The organism is Pseudoxanthomonas sp., assembly GCF_002863005.1.
GTDB lineage: Bacteria > Pseudomonadota > Gammaproteobacteria > Xanthomonadales > Xanthomonadaceae > Pseudoxanthomonas_A.
Genome location: NZ_PKDG01000050.1, coordinates 1 through 14589 on the forward strand (window position 1 = coordinate 1; position 14589 = coordinate 14589).

A 14589-nucleotide genomic window follows, 5' to 3' on the forward strand; every position below is an offset into this window, starting at 1 on the left:
GCCAGCCCGCGATCGGCCACGATCTCGATGCGATGGTCGGCCAGCAGCAGGTAGATCAGCACGCCGTTGTTCGCTTCCGTATCCCAGGTGCGCAGGCGGACGAACACCTCATGCGCGCGCTGCCGCGGATCCACGCCCGCGATCACGGCGCTCGGCGGCAGGTTGGATTCCACCGCGAACATCACCTCGCCGCGATGCAGCCGCTCGCCTGCCGCGATGGCATCCGTGATGCGGTGCAGGCTGGCCTCGGGGAACAGCCGCCGGGCGGAACGGCCGAACAGATGGCGCAACAGGCGCATCACCAGCTCCCCGAGGCGCCACCGCCTCCGGACATGCCGCCACCTCCGCCCCAGCCACCGCCGCCGAAGCCACCCCCGCCCCCACCAAAGCCGCCCCCTCCCCAGCCGCCTCCGCCGCCACCCCAGCCGCCCCAATCGCGGTGCCGGGCATAACCACCGCGGGTCGACACCGAGGCCAGGCCGTACAGCAGGCCGAACACGCCCGCGATGCCGGCGGGAATGAGCGAAGACAGCAGCAGCGCCACCCCGGCGGCGGCCCCGCCCGTGAACAGGCCTCGCAACCCCGCAGGTGCGCGACCGAACATGCCGCGCACGAGGGTCGCCACGATGAAGGCCGCAAAAAGGGCGAAGATCCAGTCGCCACCCCGACCGCCGCCCGGACTGGCGCGATGCGTGCTGACCGGGGCCGGCAGCGTTTCGCCGTCGATCAGTTTCACCAGGGTCGCCGTGGCATCGGCGATACCGCCACCGAAGTCACCCTCGCGGAACTTCGGTGCCAGATACTCCTGGATGACGCGGTTGGCGATGGCATCGGGGATGGCACCTTCCAGTCCGTAGCCGGGGTGGATGCGCACACGGCGGTCCTCCTTCGCGACCAGCAGCAACACGCCGTCGTCCACGCCCTTGCGGCCGAGCTTCCATTGGTCGAAAACGCGCTGCGCGTATTGCTCAATGGTCTCCGGCTGCGTGGTCGGCACCATCAGCACCTGCAGCTGGCTGCCCTTGCGCTGCTGCAACGCCAGCGCCTGCTGTTCGAGCTGCTGCTTCTGCGAGGCATCCAGCGTGCCGGTGGTGTCGACCACCGGCGAATCCAGCGCAGGGATCGCGGCCAGCGACTGCGCCCATGCGGGCGCTGCCACCAGCAGCAGGCAGAGCGCCAGCGCGCGCAGCAGGGCGGCGATCGGCGTGGCTCAGTTGCCGGGCGACGGGGGTGGCGGCGGTGTGGGCGCCTGCGGCGCGGCCGGCGGCGGGGTGCCGAAATCGACGGCCGGCGCTTCGGAAATCGCCGCTTCGTTCTCGACGGTGAAGTTCGGCTTCTCCTTGGCGCCGGTGATCTTGGCGGTGATCACCTGCGGGAACTGGCGGATGTAGGTGTTGTAATCCTGCACCGTCTGGATGTAGCGGCCGCGTGCGACGGTGATGCGGTTTTCCGTGCCTTCCAGTTGCGCCTGCAGGTCGCGGAAGGACTGGTCGGATTTCAGGTTGGGATAGTTCTCGGTCACCACCAGCAGACGAGACAGCGCACTGGACAACTCGCCTTGCGCCTGCTGGAACTGCTGCAGCGATGCCGCATCGTCGGCATTGACCTGGATCTGCCCCACCCGCGCACGCGCGTTGGTCACGTCGGTCAGCACCTGGCGCTCCTGCTGGGCGTAGCCCTGCACGGTCTTGACCAGATTGGGGATCAGGTCGGCGCGGCGCTTGTACTGGTTCAGGACTTCCGACCAACCGGCCTTCACCGCTTCGTCCTTCTGCTGGATGGCGTTGTACCCGCAACCGGACAACAGCGCGACCAGCACGACGATCAACCACAGACGCGACACCTGGCGCATGGCACGACACTCCCTAGGGCGGACGAACTGATTGCAGCACCTTGCCCGTGAAGGCGCAAGCAGGTGCGCCCATCACACCTGCGGCGCTTCGTTAGGCTTCCGTGAAAAACGAAAGGCTCCCGAGGGAGCCTTTCGCCGGGCCTTCGCGAGGCGCGGATTCACTCGCGCAGCATGCGCTGGCTGGCGCGCTTCTTCGCCCACAGGTTGAGGCACTCGACCACGGCAGAGAAGGCCATCGCACCGTACAGATAACCCTTCGGGATGTGCATCTCGAAGCCATCCAGCAGCAGGTACGCACCGACCGCCACGATGAAGGCCAGCGCCAGCATCTTGATGGTCGGGTTGTTGTCGATGAACTGGCCCAGCGGGCGCGCCGCCAGCAGCATCACCGCCACGGCCAACAGGATTGCCGCCACCATCACCGGGGTGTGGTTGGCCATGCCCACGGCCGCGATCACCGAGTCGAGCGAGAACACGATGTCGATCACCGCGATCTGCGCGATCACGCCGGCGAACGAAGCGGCGGGACGCGTATGCACGTCTTCCGAATCGGGCTCGCCCTTGACCAGCTCCAGGATTTCCTTGGTGCCCTTCACCAGCAGGAACACGCCGCCCAGGATCAGCACCAGGTCGCGGACCGAGATGCCCTGGCCGAACAGCGTGAAGAGGTCGGCGGTCAGGCCGGCCAGCCACGCAAGGGTCAACAACAGCAGGATGCGGGTGATGCACGCCACCGCGATGCCGAACTTGCGCGCCACTTCGCGCTGGTGCGGCGGCAGCTTGCTGACCGCGATGGAGATGAAGACCAGGTTGTCGATGCCCAGCACGATCTCGATCGCACTCAGCGTGACCAGCGTGATCCACACCTGCGGATCGGTAAGCAATTCCATCATCGGGGGGTACCTAGGTTCGGATCAAAAATTCACAGGTAGCGTGGTGCGAGGATCAGCGCCCAGCACAGCAGCACGTTCATCATCAGCACGAACACGGCAGCGGAGCCCATGTCCTTGGCGCGACCGGCCAGCTCGTGGTGTTCGGGACCGTAGCGCTCGATCACCGCTTCCACCGCGGAGTTCAGCAGTTCCGCCGCGAGCACCAGGAGGCAGCTGCCGATCATCACCGCGCGCTCCAGGCCGGTTTCGCCCAGCCACAGCGCCAAGGGTGCCATCACCACCAGCAGGTAGACCTCGAGGCGGAACGAGGATTCGTGCATCCACGCCGCGCGCAGTCCCTGCAGGGACCAGACGGTGGCTTTCAGGATGCGGCCGGGGCCGCGCGGGAAGTGTCCGGTTTCGTCTGCCATGGGGCGGGTTGAGGCGGAAAGGGGTCCCGCATCGGCCCCGGCCGGTCGGGCCGAAGCCGGATCCAGCAGAGGGAGGTGTCGGGTGGAGCCGGCGCATGCACTGCGCCCAAGCGTCCAATTTTGCCACAAGGCGATCTCGGGCCGCCTCGCCAGCGGTTTGCATCCCCGGGAACGGGCTGGTCCACTAGCTTGCCCGCGTCCAAGGAGACCTCCCCCTCGTGCCCTTCCTGAATACCGTACGCCTGCCGCTGATCGCCGCCGCACTGGCCGCACTGCTGGCCGCCTGTGCCGGAAGCCCACCCACGACCCCGGCCACGGCCGCGACACCGGTTTCAGCCAAGGAGGCACCGCGGATCCCCGAACAGGTCTCAAGCCCGGCCTGGGAAGCCGACATGCAGCGCTTCGAGGCCGCCGACGCGCAGTCGCCGCCGCCGCGCGGGGGCGTGCTGTTCATCGGCAGCTCGTCGATCCGCTTCTGGGACACGCTGGCGCAGGACTTCCCGGGCGTGCCGGTGATCAACCGGGGCTTCGGCGGTTCCGAACTGCGCGACAGCACGTGGTATGCCGACCGCATCGTCGTGCCGTATGCGCCGCGGCAGATCCTGATCTATGCCGGCGACAACGACCTCGACGCGGGGCGCACGCCACAGCAACTGCATGCGGACTTCATCGCCTTCGTCGAGCGCGTGCGCCGCGACCTGCCGAAAACCAGGATCGCGTACATCAGCAACAAGCCCAGCCCGTCGCGCGCGCAGCTGCTGTCCGTGCAGCGGGAGGCGAATGGGTTGATCGCGGCGGAAGCCAAGCGCCTGGGCGTGGACTACATCGACATCTTCACGCCCATGCTGGACGCCAGCGGCCAGCCGGACGAATCCTTGTTCATCGAGGACCGGCTGCACCTGAACCGTGCCGGCTACGTCATCTGGCAGCGCGTGATCGCGCCCTACCTCAAGTAACCGCGTCCGCAAAAAAAAGAAGCCCGGCGATGCCGGGCTTCTTCGTTGCACTCGGATGTTCCGTCAGAAACCGCTGGCGTTGAGGCGTCCGCCGGTGACCGTCTTGCCCTGCAGCGAAGGCGTGGGCACCGTGGAGCCGAGAATCGCCGCCTTTATCTGCGCTGCCGTCACGCCGGGACGCGTGGATGCGTAGAGTGCAGCTGCACCGGTGACGTGCGGCGTGGCCATCGAGGTGCCGCTGTAGCTGGCATAACCGGAGACCACGCTGCCCTTCGATGCCTTCGGCACGGTCGACCAGATGCCATAACCGGGCGCGCCCAGGTCGACCGTGGTGACGCCGTAGTTGTAGACCAGCGCGCCGGTGGATCGCAGCGCCGCCACCGAAATGATGCTGGCGTTGGGATACGACGCCGGGTAGCACGCCCCCGAGGTGTTGCTTTCGCAATTGACGCTGTCGTTGCCTGCCGCGACGATCGTCAGGATCTCCGCCTGGCCGGCCCGGTCGATGGCATCGCTGAGCGCCTGCGAGTAGCCGCCACCGCCCCACGAATTGTTGGTCGCGACCAGGTTCAGGCCATGACGCGTCTTCAGGTCGGTGAAGTAGTCCAGCGCCTTGATGGCATTGGCCGTGCTGCCGCCACGACGGCCGAGGAACTTGCCGCTGATCAGCTTCACGCCGCTCCAGCACACGCCGGCCACGCCCTTGCCATTGCCACCGACGCCGGCGATGGTGCCGGCCACGTGGGTGCCATGGTCGTCATTGGCGCCGCCGGAGTTGATGTCGTTGGTGTTGCCGTCGAAGTCCCACCCACGCACGTCGTCCACGTAGCCGTTGCCGTCGTTGTCCACGCCATCGACCGGGTCGTAGGGATTGGTCCAGATGTTCGCGGTCAGGTCTTCATGATTGAAGTAGATGCCTTCATCGATCACCCCGACCACCACGTTGCCGCAACTCGTATGGCCGGCGGCCCAGGCCTCGGACGCCTGCGAGCCGTAGACGTTGGCGGGCGTGCCCGCATCGCCGTACATGCCCCACAGCGACCCGTTGGTGGAATAGGTGTCGTTGGAGACGGCGTTGTGCTGGTAGGTCCAGTTCGGCTCGGCGTACTCGACGGCAGGGTCTGCGCTCAGCACCTGCACGGCGGCGGACAGATCCACGTTGCCCGGCAGCTTGAGCAGGGCGATTTCGCCGCTGCGGCCATTGCCGCGACGCACCGTCTCCAGCTTCTGCGCACCGAGGCCCTGCACCACCGCATCACGGTCAGCCAGCACGGCGCCATCGCGATACTTCACCAGCAACTCGCCACTGACGTGCGGCTGGCCCGCCTTCAATCCCTTGATCACCAGATCCGGCCTGCCACCCGCGCTCGCGGTTTGCGCCGCGCCCATCGTCACGAGTGCCAAACCCACCCACACCGCCATGCGATTCTTCTTCATAAGCCGATCCGACTCCGAGTGTTGTGATTGCCGCGCGGGACAGCGCAGTGGGTCGAATCTAGCTTGTAATTTTCGTTCTAGATATGGATTTTCAGCTAACATTTTCTCCTCTGTCGCGCGCTGGAACCCTGCCACCGGTAGCCATGGGAATGGTTCGCATCGGCGGAAAAATCGCGCGATCACCGCCGCCGTGGCGCACCCTCGTTCTGGTGCAGGCTCAGCACGTTGCCATCGGGGTCGAGAAAATCCAACGACAGTCCGCCATCGGGCGATTCGCTGACCGGCACCACGATGTCCACACCCTTCGCAGCCAGCGCTTCCGCGTGGTCATCGATGCCCCCGTCCAGGCTGAAGACGACGACTGGCGATTCGCCTGCGCGCGCAGGCCGTGGAATGAGCACCAGGGCGAGTTCGCCCACCTCGCCCATCGCGAACGGCCCGTCATGCCCGTCCATCGCGGCGATGGGCAGGCCCAGGGTGTCGCGATAGAAGCCCACCGACCGGGCCAGGTCGGAAACGAAGAACACAATGGCGCCTACCTTGCAGTGTCCGAGCATGGGATGTCTTCCTGTGTGATTCCCTTCCGTACGTTGCCGCGGGAAGGCGAAGTGTGAGCACCGGCATCGATCAGGATCAGATGACCGTCCGGATCATGCGTACCCAGCCCCTCGCCCGCCTGCATGGCCGCCTTCAGCGCGCGTCGGGCGAGGCCGAAGGCGAGGTCCACGCTGCGCGCCGGATCGCGCTGGTGCGCGAGCGCGATGCTTTCCGCACGCGCTGCTGGCGACTGCGCGGCGAGCGCCTTGCGGATGCGGGTCAGGCGCTGGCGGAAAGCGGTCGGTTCGATGCGCAGGATCCAGCGGATCTCGTCCGCCGACAGGCCATGCAGCGCGAGTATCGCCAGCCTGCGTGCGGAGGGCGGCAACGCGGCCAGCCACGGCGGGCAGGCGTTGGAATTGCTGGTGAGGGCGTGTGGCGATGGGCTTTCTTCGCTGCCGGCCAACAGGCCCGCCTCGGCCTCGCGCCGGCGGCGACGTCCGGCGGCGCGGGCAGCCATCGCGGCCTGGTGGCGCACGACACCCGACAGCCATGGCAGATCGTGCCGCCCGGCCAGCAGTCCCGCGAGCAACGCCTCCTGCACCAGGTCGTCCGCTTCATGCGCACGCCGGCACAACCGCAACGCCTGCGCACGGAGGGCGCGATAGTCCTCGTGCGTCAGCGTGGCTTCGCTCCCGCCCGGTGCCGCCGGCATCAGGCCTCCTGGTAGATCGCGGTGCCCCGCGTGCCGTCCGGCAACACCCATCCGCGGTACATGCCACGCGTGTTGAGCACCAGCGATACATTGCCATCGGTATCCAACGCGATGGCGCCACCGTCGCCGCCATGCTGCGGGACGTCGCCGAGGACGACATCCTCCACCGCGTCGTGGAGGCGATCGCCCCGGTAGGCGACGCGTGCCGCGATGTCGTGGGCGACCGCGTTGCGGATGTAGAACTCGCCCCACCCGCTGCACGAGACGGCGCAGCGCGCATCGGCCCAGGTCCCGGCGCCGATCACCGGCGAATCGCCCACCCGGCCCCAGCGCTTGTTGGTCATGCCGCCGGTCGACGTCGCAGCCGCGACGTGCCCGCGACTGTCCAGGGCCACCGCACCGACCGTACCGAAGTAGCGTCCGCGCAGATCGTCGTTGCCGTTCCACGCCTGCTGCTCGCGCTGCTGCGCGTCGCGCAACTGCATGCGCCGCGCCTCGGTCGAGAACCAGCCGTTCGGCACGCGTTCGATGCCGGGCTGCGTATCGGCGAACTGCTCCGCACCATCGCCGATCAGGAAGACATGCGGGGAATCCTCCAGCACGCGCCGCGCCAATCGCACCGGATGTCGCACCGTCATGACGCCGGCCACCGCGCCCGCGCGACGATGGCGCCCGTCCATGATCGACGCATCGAGCTCGTGCCGGCCCTCGGCGGTGAACACCGCGCCGCGCCCGGCGTTGAAGTAGGGAGAATCCTCCAGCACCGTCACCGCGGCTTCCACCGCATCCAGCGCGCTGCCGCCGGTGGCGAGGATGGCGTGCCCGACATCGAGCGCGCGCGCGAGGTCGGCGTGGATCGCGGCTTCGGCCTCGGCGCCAAGGCTGCCCCGTTCGATGACGCCGGCGCCTCCATGGATCGCCAATGCAAGCGGCCGGCGGGAGGAATGCGGGCTCATGGCGCGGGACCGGTGGGCACGACGGGCACCCAGCATACTCCCGCGACCGCAGCGCACCAGCCCCCGACGGCCTATTGCGAGCGCAGCGCCTCGATCGGGTCCAGCTGCGAGGCCTTGCGCGCCGGGTAGTAGCCGAAGAACAGGCCGGTGGCGATCGAGAAGCCGGCCGCCAGGCCGATGACCTGCCCGTTCAACGCCACCGGCAGGTCGCTGAACTTGCCCACCAGCAGCGCACCGGCCACGCCGATGACGATACCCAGCACGCCGCCACCCAGCGACAGCAACATCGCCTCGGCAAGGAACTGCCGGCGCACGTCGCCCGGTCCCGCGCCGACGGCCATCCGCAGGCCGATCTCGCGGATGCGCTCGGTCACCGACACCAGCATGATGTTCATGATGCCGATGCCGCCCACGATCAGTGAAATGGTCGCCACCGCGCCGAGCAGCAGCGACATCAGCTTGGTCGTGGCCGTGCGCGTGGCGACGATCTCGGAAATGTTGCGGACGTTGAAGTCGTCCTCTTCGCCCGGATTGATCTTGTGCCGCTGGCGCAGCAGCGCTTCCACCTCGCCCTGCACGTAACTCAGGTCCTTGGCATCGGCCACCGTCAGCGCCACCTGCATCACGGCGCCCGGCGGCAGGCCCATCGACCCGAGCAGGCGCCGGCGCGCGGTTTCCAGCGGCACCATCATCACGTCGTCCTGGTCCTGGCCGAAGCCTCCCTGCCCCTTCGGCGCCAGGGTACCCACGACGGTGAACGGCACGCGCCCGAGGCGCACCGTCTGGCCGACGCCGCTGTCCTCGCCGAACAGCGTGCGACGCACCGTCTCGCCCAGGATCACGATCTTGCCGGCGCTGGAGTAGTCCTGCGCATCGAAGCCCTCGCCATTGGCGATGACCCAGCCGTTGATGTCGAAGAAATCCGCCTGCACGCCCTGCCAGCTGGTCGATGCGTTGTTCTCCGCGAACACGATCTGCGTATTGCCCCGCAAGGCACCCGCCACGTACTGCACTTCCGGGATCTCGTTGCGGATCGCCTCCACGCCACCTTCCTTCAGCGTGTAGAAGCTGCTGGAACTCATGCGTACGCCACCGCCGCCGGGACCGCGGCCCGCGCCCGGGCTGATGTCCAGGCGCTGCGAACCCAGGCCGGAGACCAGCTTGTCGATTTCCGCCTGCGTGCCCTGGCCCACCGACACCATGACGATGACGGCGGCGATGCCGATGATGACCCCGAGCGAGGTCAGCGCGCTGCGCATCCAGTTGCCGCGCAGCGCATGCAGCGCGGTGCGCAGGATGTCGGAGAACTTCATGGCCGGCCTCCCGCATGGTCCAGGTCTTCATGCAGCTCGCCGTCGCGCATCACCAGGATGCGATCGGCATGCGCGGCGACTTCGGCGTCGTGGGTGATCAGGATGACGGTGTGGCCGTCGTCGCGCAGGCGCTTGAACAGCGACAGGATCTCCTCGCCGGTCTTGCTGTCCAGCGCGCCCGTGGGTTCGTCGGCCAGCAGGATCGGGGGCTGGTTGATCAGCGCACGCGCAATGGCCACGCGCTGTTGCTGGCCGCCCGACAGTTCGTTGGGACGGTGGCCGGCGCGCTCGGCCAGGCCGACGGCGGCCAGCGCCTGGCGCGCGCGCTCGGCGCGTTCGCCGGGGGGTACCTGCGCATAGCCCAGCGGCATCGCCACGTTCTCCAGCGCGGTCATGCGCGGCAGCAGGTGGAAGCCCTGGAACACGAAGCCGATCTTTTCGCGGCGGAGGATCGCCAGTTGTTCGGCATCCAGCGTCGCCACGTCGATGCCGTCGCATAGATAGCGCCCGTCGCTGGGCGTGTCCAGGCAGCCGATCAGGTTCATCAGCGTGGACTTGCCCGAGCCTGACGGTCCCATGATCGCGACGAAATCGCCGCGGTCCACGCGCATGTCCACGCCGCGCAGCGCGACGACCTCCGCCTCGGTCCCGGCGGAATACACCTTGCCCAGCGCGTGCGTCTGGATGACCGGCACGCGGTCGCCGGCAGTCGCGGACGGCATGCTCATTCCTTTGCGCGCTCGCCCACGACCATTACGTCGCCTTCCTTCACCGGGCCGGATACTTCCGTGCTGGTGCCGTCGCTGGCACCCACGCGCACCTGCACCATCTCCGGCTTGCCGTCGACCAGCTTGTAGACGGGCGCGCGCTTGGCCGCGAGCAAGGTGCGCAGCTCGCCATCCCAGCGCTGCTTCTGCGCGTCATCCAGGGTGGCGCGGAACGGGGCGAAATCCTGCTGCATGCGTTCGGCCATGCGCTGGCGCATCTGCGCCTGCATCGCGCCGCCGCCCCCCGCATTGCCACCCGAACGCGGGCCGCCGCCCGGTCCCCCGAACATGCTGGCACCCCCGCGCTGCTGCGCCTGCGCCATGCGCGCCGCCTGGCGTTCGCGCAACGCCGTCAGTGCGGCATCGAAGGCGGCCTGCTGCCCGGGCTTCAGCTGCAGGCTTCCTGCAACGCGCACGAGGTCGTCGCTGATGCCGCCACCGCGGTTCTGCCCACCCTGGGGCGCCGCCTGCGCCGTCGCGGAGGCGTTGGCCTGCTCGCCGGTCGGCTTGTAGCGCAGCGCGGCGTTGGACACCTTGAGGATGTCGTCGCGCTTGCTGACCTCGATCTCGGCGTTGACGGTCAACCCGGGCAGCAGCGTGCCGTCGCTGTTGTCCACGCTGACGACCACCGGATATGTCACCACGTTGCTGGTGGTGGTGGCGGACAGGCGCACCTGTTGAACCTCGCCACGGAACTGGCGGTCGGCGAACGCGTCGACGGTGAAGGACACCGCCTGTCCCACCTTGACCTGGCCGATGTCGGCCTCGTCGACAGCCAGCTCGATCTTCATCTTCGACAGGTCTTCGGCAATGGTGAACAGCTCCGGCGCCTGCAGGCTGGCGGCCACGGTCTGGCCCGGCTCGATGGTGCGCGTCAGCACCACGCCATCCACCGGCGAGCGGATGACGGTACGGTCGAGGTTGACGCGGGTGGTCTGCGTGGACGCCGTCTGCTGGCGGATCTGCGCCTGCGCCGCATTGACCTGCGCGCGTGCCTGGTCGCGCGACGCGCGCGCCAGGTCGACGTCGCTCTGCGCGACCAGCTTCTGTCGGCCGAGGTCGGCCTTGCGGGTGTAATCGAGTTCGGCGTTCGCCAGCGTGGCCTGCGCCTGCTTCAGACTGGCTTGCGCGTTGGCGATCTGGGCGTTGCCCTGTTCGATCTGCGCTTCGTACGTGCTCGGATCGATGCGTGCCAGCACCTCGCCTTTCTTGACCTCGCTGTTGTAATCCACCAGCACGTCGGTGACCTGGCCGGAGATCTGGCTGCCGACGGTCACGGTGGAGATGGCGCTCAGCGTGCCGGTGGCCGAAATGGCCACGCGGATGTCGCCGCGTTCGATGGTGGCGGTGCGATAGGCGCTCTCGGCGCCCTCGGCCTTGCGCGAGGTCCAGTACCAGGCGCCCGCACCGACGAGGGCGATGACGGCGACCCCCAGCAGGATCCTGGGCCACGGGGAAGGCTTGCGAGGGGCAGTGCGTGCAGGCTGGCTCATGCAGTGAGTCGGCTCGGAAGAGGGGGAGTCGGAAGGGGGAACGCGCCGGAGGCCGCGGCGTTGACAGCGTGCGGTACCGATCAGTTCCCGTATAGCTTACGGAACGAAGCGGATCGTGGCCGTGGTGCCGCGTCCCAGCTCGCTGTCCAGCTCGATCTTCCAGCCGAAGCGTTCGCACAGCCGGCTGACGATGGACAGGCCCAGTCCGCTGCCGTGCGGACGCGAGGGGTCGGCACGATAGAAAGGTTCGAACACGCGGGTCATCGACTCGGCCGACATGCCGATGCCGCTGTCCCGCACGACCACCCGGTCGGGCTCCAGCAGCACGTCGATGCGGCCGCGGTCGGTGTAGGCGCAGGCATTGCGCAGCAGGTTGCTGACCACGACCTGGAACACCCGCGGCGGCGCATGCAGCCGCGGGCGCGCGTGCAGCGTGACCTCCAGGTCGACCGGCTTGTTGAGCAGGAGCGTGCGTGCGTTTTCGGCCTCGTCCATGACGATGTCGGCCACGTCGAAGTCTTCGCTCTGCGGTTCAACCTCGGCTTCGCGCGCGAGGATCAGGAAGGCATCGATCACCGCCTCCATATCGCGGCCGGCGCGCTGGATGCGCTGCAGGGCACGGGCCACGCGTGGCGGCGCATCTTCCGCCATGCCCATGTCGGTGGCCACGCGGATGACGGTCAGCGGCGTGCGCAGTTCATGACTGGCGTCGCGGGTGAAATCGCGCTCGCGCGCCACATGCGCGGTGACGCGCTGGGCCAGGCCGTGCAGCGCCGAGGCCAGCTGGCGGGCCTCACCCTGCACGTCGCTCGGCAGGCGTTCGGGCGCCAGCGCGCTGACATCCGGGCGGCGCGGATCCCATTCCGCCACCTGCCGTGCCAGCCAACTGACCGGCGACACCAGGCGTTTGGAGGCGCGGTAGGTCAGCCACGACACCAGGTAGATGGCCACCAGGGTCATGATGATCGGCACGGTGCCGAAGTAGAAGGCCAGACGCTCGGCCTGCGAACGCAGGAACACCAGGTACAGGCGGCCCTGCGGTTGCTCGTCGACGAGCACCAGCAGGTCGTCGTCCTTCAATTCGTGGAAGCCCGGACGGAGATCGCGCAGGTTTTCCGGCAGCACCAGGTTGGAGTGCCCCTTCAGCACCAGGTAGCCGCGCAGGTTGAAGGTGTTCGGTGGCGGCTGCGCGGTACTGGCGCTGTAGAGCTCCCAGAAGTGCCCGGCCTCTTCCTGCAGCGCGGTGTTCATCAGGCTGTGCTTGATGACCGCGGAGATCACGTACACGCCCAGCACGATGGCCAGGCTGACCATGACGGCCTGCAGGATGAAGGCGATCCTGAGTTTGCGGGGCAGGCCGTGGCGCATGGGCAGTCGTCGGGCGGAGGCAGGAAGATGCCGCGCGCCGACGGTCCGGTCAGCCGATGTCGGCGATGCGGTAGCCCGCGCTCTGCACGGTGTGCAGCAGCGGCTTGTCGAACGGTTTGTCGATCACCTTGCGCAGGTTGTAGAGGTGGCTGCGCAGCGTGTCCGAATCGGGCAGGCCATTGCCCCAGATCTCGCGCTCGATCTCCTGGCGCGTCACCACCCGCGGCGATTCGCGCATAAGGATGGTCAGCAGGCGCAGGCCGATGGGCGAGAGCATCAGTTCGGTGCCGCCGCGCGTGGCACGCATGCTGACCGGGTCCAGCACCAGGTCGGCGACCTTCAGCACCTCGGCTCCCACCTGGCGCCGTTCGCGGCGGATCAGCGCGCGCAGGCGTGCTTCCAGTTCCTGGATCGCGAACGGCTTGGTCAGGTAATCGTCCGCACCGGAACTCAGACCGGTCAGCTTGTCGTCCAGCGTGTCGCGCGCGGTCAGCATCAGCACCGGCGTGGACTTGCGTGCCTCGGTGCGCAGGCGCTTGCAGACTTCCATGCCGTCCAGCCGCGGCAGCATCAGGTCCAGCACCAGCACGTCGTAGCTGTTCTCCACCGCCAGGCGATACCCGTCCAGGCCGTCAGTGGCGTAGTCGACTTCAAAGCCGCGGCCTTCCAGATATTCCCCGATCATCTCGGAAATGTTGCGGTTGTCTTCCACCACCAGCACCAGACCCGCGGTTTCCTGACTGTGTCGCATGACAACTCCTTGAGAGGCTTCAGGTTTGTGAAGCTACCGGGCCACCGGTAGACACCGCGTGAAGACGCCCTCTCCATTCAGCCGGCAGTTGGCATTACGCTTCGCGCTCCCCTCCCGACGGCCTTGCCATGATCGACCGCATCCTGCCCCTTTTCCTGCTGCTGGCCTCCAACGTTTTCATGACGTTCGCCTGGTATGGGCACCTGAAGTACAAGTCCTCGCCGCTGTTCGTGGCGATCCTGGCCAGCTGGGGCATCGCGTTCTTCGAGTACACCCTGATGGTGCCGGCTAACCGGATGGGCAGCACGGTGTACTCGGTCGTGCAGCTGAAGACCATCCAGGAGGTCCTGACCCTGCTGGTCTTCGCCGGCTTCAGCACCTGGTATCTGGGCCAGCCGCTGAAGTGGAACCACTACGCTGCCTTTGCCCTGATCGTGGGTGCGGCGTTCCTGATGTTCTACGAATGAACCTGTAGGAAGAGGGTCAGAACCGGATCTTCCCGGTGAGGATGTCCTTGAACATCACCCAGTCGCCGGCGAAGGAATAGAACGGATGCTTGAAGGTCGCGGGCCGGTTCTTCTCGAAGAAGAAGTGGCCGACCCAGGCGAAGCCATACCCGCAGAACAACGCGGCGAGCAGCCACCACGCGTTGCGCTCGACGATGGCCATCGCCAGCAGCGCCAGCACACCGCAGCTGCCGATGAAGTGCAGGCGCCGCGACGTGCGATTGCTGTGCTCGTCGAGATAGAACGGATAGAACTCGCGGAAGCTGGCGAAGCGGCTCATGTCCCCTCCCACAGGGTCAGGCGGCGCGTGGCGAGAACATGATCACCGCCATGCCGGCCAGGCACAAGCCGGCGCCCAGCAGGTCCCAGCGCGTCGGCTTCACGGCATCGACCGCCCACAGCCAGAAGATCGCCGTCGTGATGTAGACGCCGCCATACGCGGCGTAGACGCGGCCCGAGGCCGTGGGGTGCAGCGTCAACAACCAGGCGAACAGTGCCAGGCTCGCCGCGGCCGGCACCAGCAACCAGGCGCTGCCGCCCTTGCGCAGCCACAGATACGGCAGATAGCAGCCGACGATCTCGGCCACCGCGGTGACGAGGAACAGCAGCAGGGTCTTCATGCGGCAAGCCTAACG

18 protein-coding genes are annotated in these 14589 nt (G+C 67.6%); 2 read left to right on the plus strand and 16 right to left on the minus strand.

Annotation, left to right across the window (positions count from 1 at the left end; all coding sequences use genetic code 11):
- The 5 genes from CYU89_RS17075 to CYU89_RS17095 form a co-directional block, all read right to left on the minus strand.
- On the minus strand, positions 1–299 hold a 299-nt coding region (locus tag CYU89_RS17075; protein ID WP_296282746.1), incomplete at its 3' end, for a TPM domain-containing protein.
- Positions 299–1201 carry a TPM domain-containing protein gene (locus CYU89_RS17080; RefSeq protein ID WP_296282779.1) on the minus strand — a complete coding sequence of 301 codons (903 nt, stop codon included), beginning with the start codon at positions 1199–1201 and terminating at the stop codon, positions 299–301. The genes CYU89_RS17080 and CYU89_RS17075, both read right to left, overlap by 1 nt.
- Positions 1202–1210: 9 nt before the next feature.
- Entirely contained in the window at positions 1211–1852 is a 642-nt protein-coding gene (locus tag CYU89_RS17085; RefSeq protein ID WP_296282747.1) for a LemA family protein, read from the minus strand.
- Positions 1853–2010: 158 nt separating this feature from the next.
- Entirely contained in the window at positions 2011–2745 is a 735-nt protein-coding gene (locus tag CYU89_RS17090) for a TerC family protein (protein WP_296282748.1), read from the minus strand.
- A 29-nt stretch (positions 2746–2774) separates the two neighbouring features.
- A complete protein-coding gene (locus tag CYU89_RS17095) occupies positions 2775–3155 on the minus strand; it encodes a diacylglycerol kinase (RefSeq protein WP_296282749.1) in 381 nt (126 codons plus the stop codon).
- Between the two features lie 218 nt (positions 3156–3373).
- On the opposite strand from CYU89_RS17095, the gene CYU89_RS17100 reads away from it, so the two are divergent.
- Complete coding sequence (locus CYU89_RS17100) at positions 3374–4111, plus strand: SGNH/GDSL hydrolase family protein (RefSeq protein WP_296282750.1); 738 nt, start codon at positions 3374–3376, stop codon at positions 4109–4111.
- 63 nt (positions 4112–4174) lie between these two features.
- Here CYU89_RS17100 and CYU89_RS17105 read toward each other — a convergent pair whose 3' ends face one another.
- The 9 genes from CYU89_RS17105 to CYU89_RS17145 all read right to left on the minus strand — a co-directional run bounded on the left by CYU89_RS17105 (position 4175) and on the right by CYU89_RS17145 (position 13448).
- The gene (locus CYU89_RS17105; RefSeq protein ID WP_296282751.1) at positions 4175–5548 is read right to left on the minus strand and encodes a S8 family peptidase; all 1374 of its coding nucleotides are present in this window, start codon (positions 5546–5548) and stop codon (positions 4175–4177) included.
- Positions 5549–5727: 179 nt separating this feature from the next.
- The gene (locus CYU89_RS17110; RefSeq protein ID WP_296282752.1) at positions 5728–6105 is read right to left on the minus strand and encodes a VOC family protein; all 378 of its coding nucleotides are present in this window, start codon (positions 6103–6105) and stop codon (positions 5728–5730) included.
- Positions 6084–6800, minus strand: coding sequence for a sigma-70 family RNA polymerase sigma factor (locus tag CYU89_RS17115; protein ID WP_296282753.1), 717 nt, complete (start codon positions 6798–6800; stop codon positions 6084–6086). The genes CYU89_RS17110 and CYU89_RS17115 overlap by 22 nt, the downstream gene beginning before the upstream one ends.
- Positions 6800–7756, minus strand: a complete 957-nt coding sequence (locus CYU89_RS17120; protein WP_296282754.1) for an isoaspartyl peptidase/L-asparaginase — start codon at positions 7754–7756, stop codon at positions 6800–6802. The genes CYU89_RS17115 and CYU89_RS17120 overlap by 1 nt, the downstream gene beginning before the upstream one ends.
- A gap of 71 nt (positions 7757–7827) precedes the next feature.
- The gene (locus CYU89_RS17125; RefSeq protein WP_296282755.1) at positions 7828–9069 is read right to left on the minus strand and encodes an ABC transporter permease; all 1242 of its coding nucleotides are present in this window, start codon (positions 9067–9069) and stop codon (positions 7828–7830) included.
- A complete protein-coding gene (locus CYU89_RS17130) occupies positions 9066–9791 on the minus strand; it encodes an ABC transporter ATP-binding protein (protein WP_296282756.1) in 726 nt (241 codons plus the stop codon). The genes CYU89_RS17125 and CYU89_RS17130 overlap by 4 nt, the downstream gene beginning before the upstream one ends.
- A 2-nt stretch (positions 9792–9793) precedes the next feature.
- The gene (locus CYU89_RS17135; RefSeq protein WP_296282757.1) at positions 9794–11329 is read right to left on the minus strand and encodes an efflux RND transporter periplasmic adaptor subunit; all 1536 of its coding nucleotides are present in this window, start codon (positions 11327–11329) and stop codon (positions 9794–9796) included.
- A gap of 96 nt (positions 11330–11425) precedes the next feature.
- Positions 11426–12697: a HAMP domain-containing sensor histidine kinase gene (locus tag CYU89_RS17140; RefSeq protein ID WP_296282758.1), complete on the minus strand. Its 1272-nt coding sequence runs from the start codon at positions 12695–12697 to the stop codon at positions 11426–11428.
- A 49-nt stretch (positions 12698–12746) separates the two neighbouring features.
- Positions 12747–13448: a response regulator transcription factor gene (locus tag CYU89_RS17145; protein ID WP_055940490.1), complete on the minus strand. Its 702-nt coding sequence runs from the start codon at positions 13446–13448 to the stop codon at positions 12747–12749.
- Positions 13449–13576: 128 nt separating this feature from the next.
- Between CYU89_RS17145 and CYU89_RS17150 the strand changes: the two genes are divergently transcribed.
- Positions 13577–13915, plus strand: coding sequence for a DMT family protein (locus tag CYU89_RS17150; RefSeq protein WP_296282759.1), 339 nt, complete (start codon positions 13577–13579; stop codon positions 13913–13915).
- A 16-nt stretch (positions 13916–13931) separates the two neighbouring features.
- Here the strand turns inward: CYU89_RS17150 and CYU89_RS17155 are convergent, their stop codons facing one another.
- Both CYU89_RS17155 and CYU89_RS17160 read right to left on the minus strand, forming a co-directional pair.
- The gene (locus tag CYU89_RS17155) at positions 13932–14234 is read right to left on the minus strand and encodes a DUF962 domain-containing protein (RefSeq protein WP_296282760.1); all 303 of its coding nucleotides are present in this window, start codon (positions 14232–14234) and stop codon (positions 13932–13934) included.
- A gap of 16 nt (positions 14235–14250) precedes the next feature.
- Positions 14251–14574 carry a YnfA family protein gene (locus CYU89_RS17160; RefSeq protein ID WP_296282761.1) on the minus strand — a complete coding sequence of 108 codons (324 nt, stop codon included), beginning with the start codon at positions 14572–14574 and terminating at the stop codon, positions 14251–14253.
- Positions 14575–14589 lie beyond the last annotated feature (15 nt).

Coding starts and splice junctions, on each gene's coding strand:
- CYU89_RS17085 (WP_296282747.1), bottom strand. CDS start 1,852: ATGCGCCAGGTGTCGCGTCTGTGGTTGATCGTCGTGCTGGTCGCGCTG.
- CYU89_RS17090 (WP_296282748.1), bottom strand. CDS start 2,745: ATGATGGAATTGCTTACCGATCCGCAGGTGTGGATCACGCTGGTCACG.
- CYU89_RS17095 (WP_296282749.1), bottom strand. CDS start 3,155: ATGGCAGACGAAACCGGACACTTCCCGCGCGGCCCCGGCCGCATCCTG.
- CYU89_RS17105 (WP_296282751.1), bottom strand. CDS start 5,548: ATGAAGAAGAATCGCATGGCGGTGTGGGTGGGTTTGGCACTCGTGACG.
- CYU89_RS17110 (WP_296282752.1), bottom strand. CDS start 6,105: ATGCTCGGACACTGCAAGGTAGGCGCCATTGTGTTCTTCGTTTCCGAC.
- CYU89_RS17115 (WP_296282753.1), bottom strand. CDS start 6,800: ATGCCGGCGGCACCGGGCGGGAGCGAAGCCACGCTGACGCACGAGGAC.
- CYU89_RS17120 (WP_296282754.1), bottom strand. CDS start 7,756: ATGAGCCCGCATTCCTCCCGCCGGCCGCTTGCATTGGCGATCCATGGA.
- CYU89_RS17125 (WP_296282755.1), bottom strand. CDS start 9,069: ATGAAGTTCTCCGACATCCTGCGCACCGCGCTGCATGCGCTGCGCGGC.
- CYU89_RS17130 (WP_296282756.1), bottom strand. CDS start 9,791: ATGCCGTCCGCGACTGCCGGCGACCGCGTGCCGGTCATCCAGACGCAC.
- CYU89_RS17135 (WP_296282757.1), bottom strand. CDS start 11,329: ATGAGCCAGCCTGCACGCACTGCCCCTCGCAAGCCTTCCCCGTGGCCC.
- CYU89_RS17140 (WP_296282758.1), bottom strand. CDS start 12,697: ATGCGCCACGGCCTGCCCCGCAAACTCAGGATCGCCTTCATCCTGCAG.
- CYU89_RS17145 (WP_055940490.1), bottom strand. CDS start 13,448: ATGCGACACAGTCAGGAAACCGCGGGTCTGGTGCTGGTGGTGGAAGAC.
- CYU89_RS17150 (WP_296282759.1), top strand. CDS start 13,577: ATGATCGACCGCATCCTGCCCCTTTTCCTGCTGCTGGCCTCCAACGTT.
- CYU89_RS17155 (WP_296282760.1), bottom strand. CDS start 14,234: ATGAGCCGCTTCGCCAGCTTCCGCGAGTTCTATCCGTTCTATCTCGAC.
- CYU89_RS17160 (WP_296282761.1), bottom strand. CDS start 14,574: ATGAAGACCCTGCTGCTGTTCCTCGTCACCGCGGTGGCCGAGATCGTC.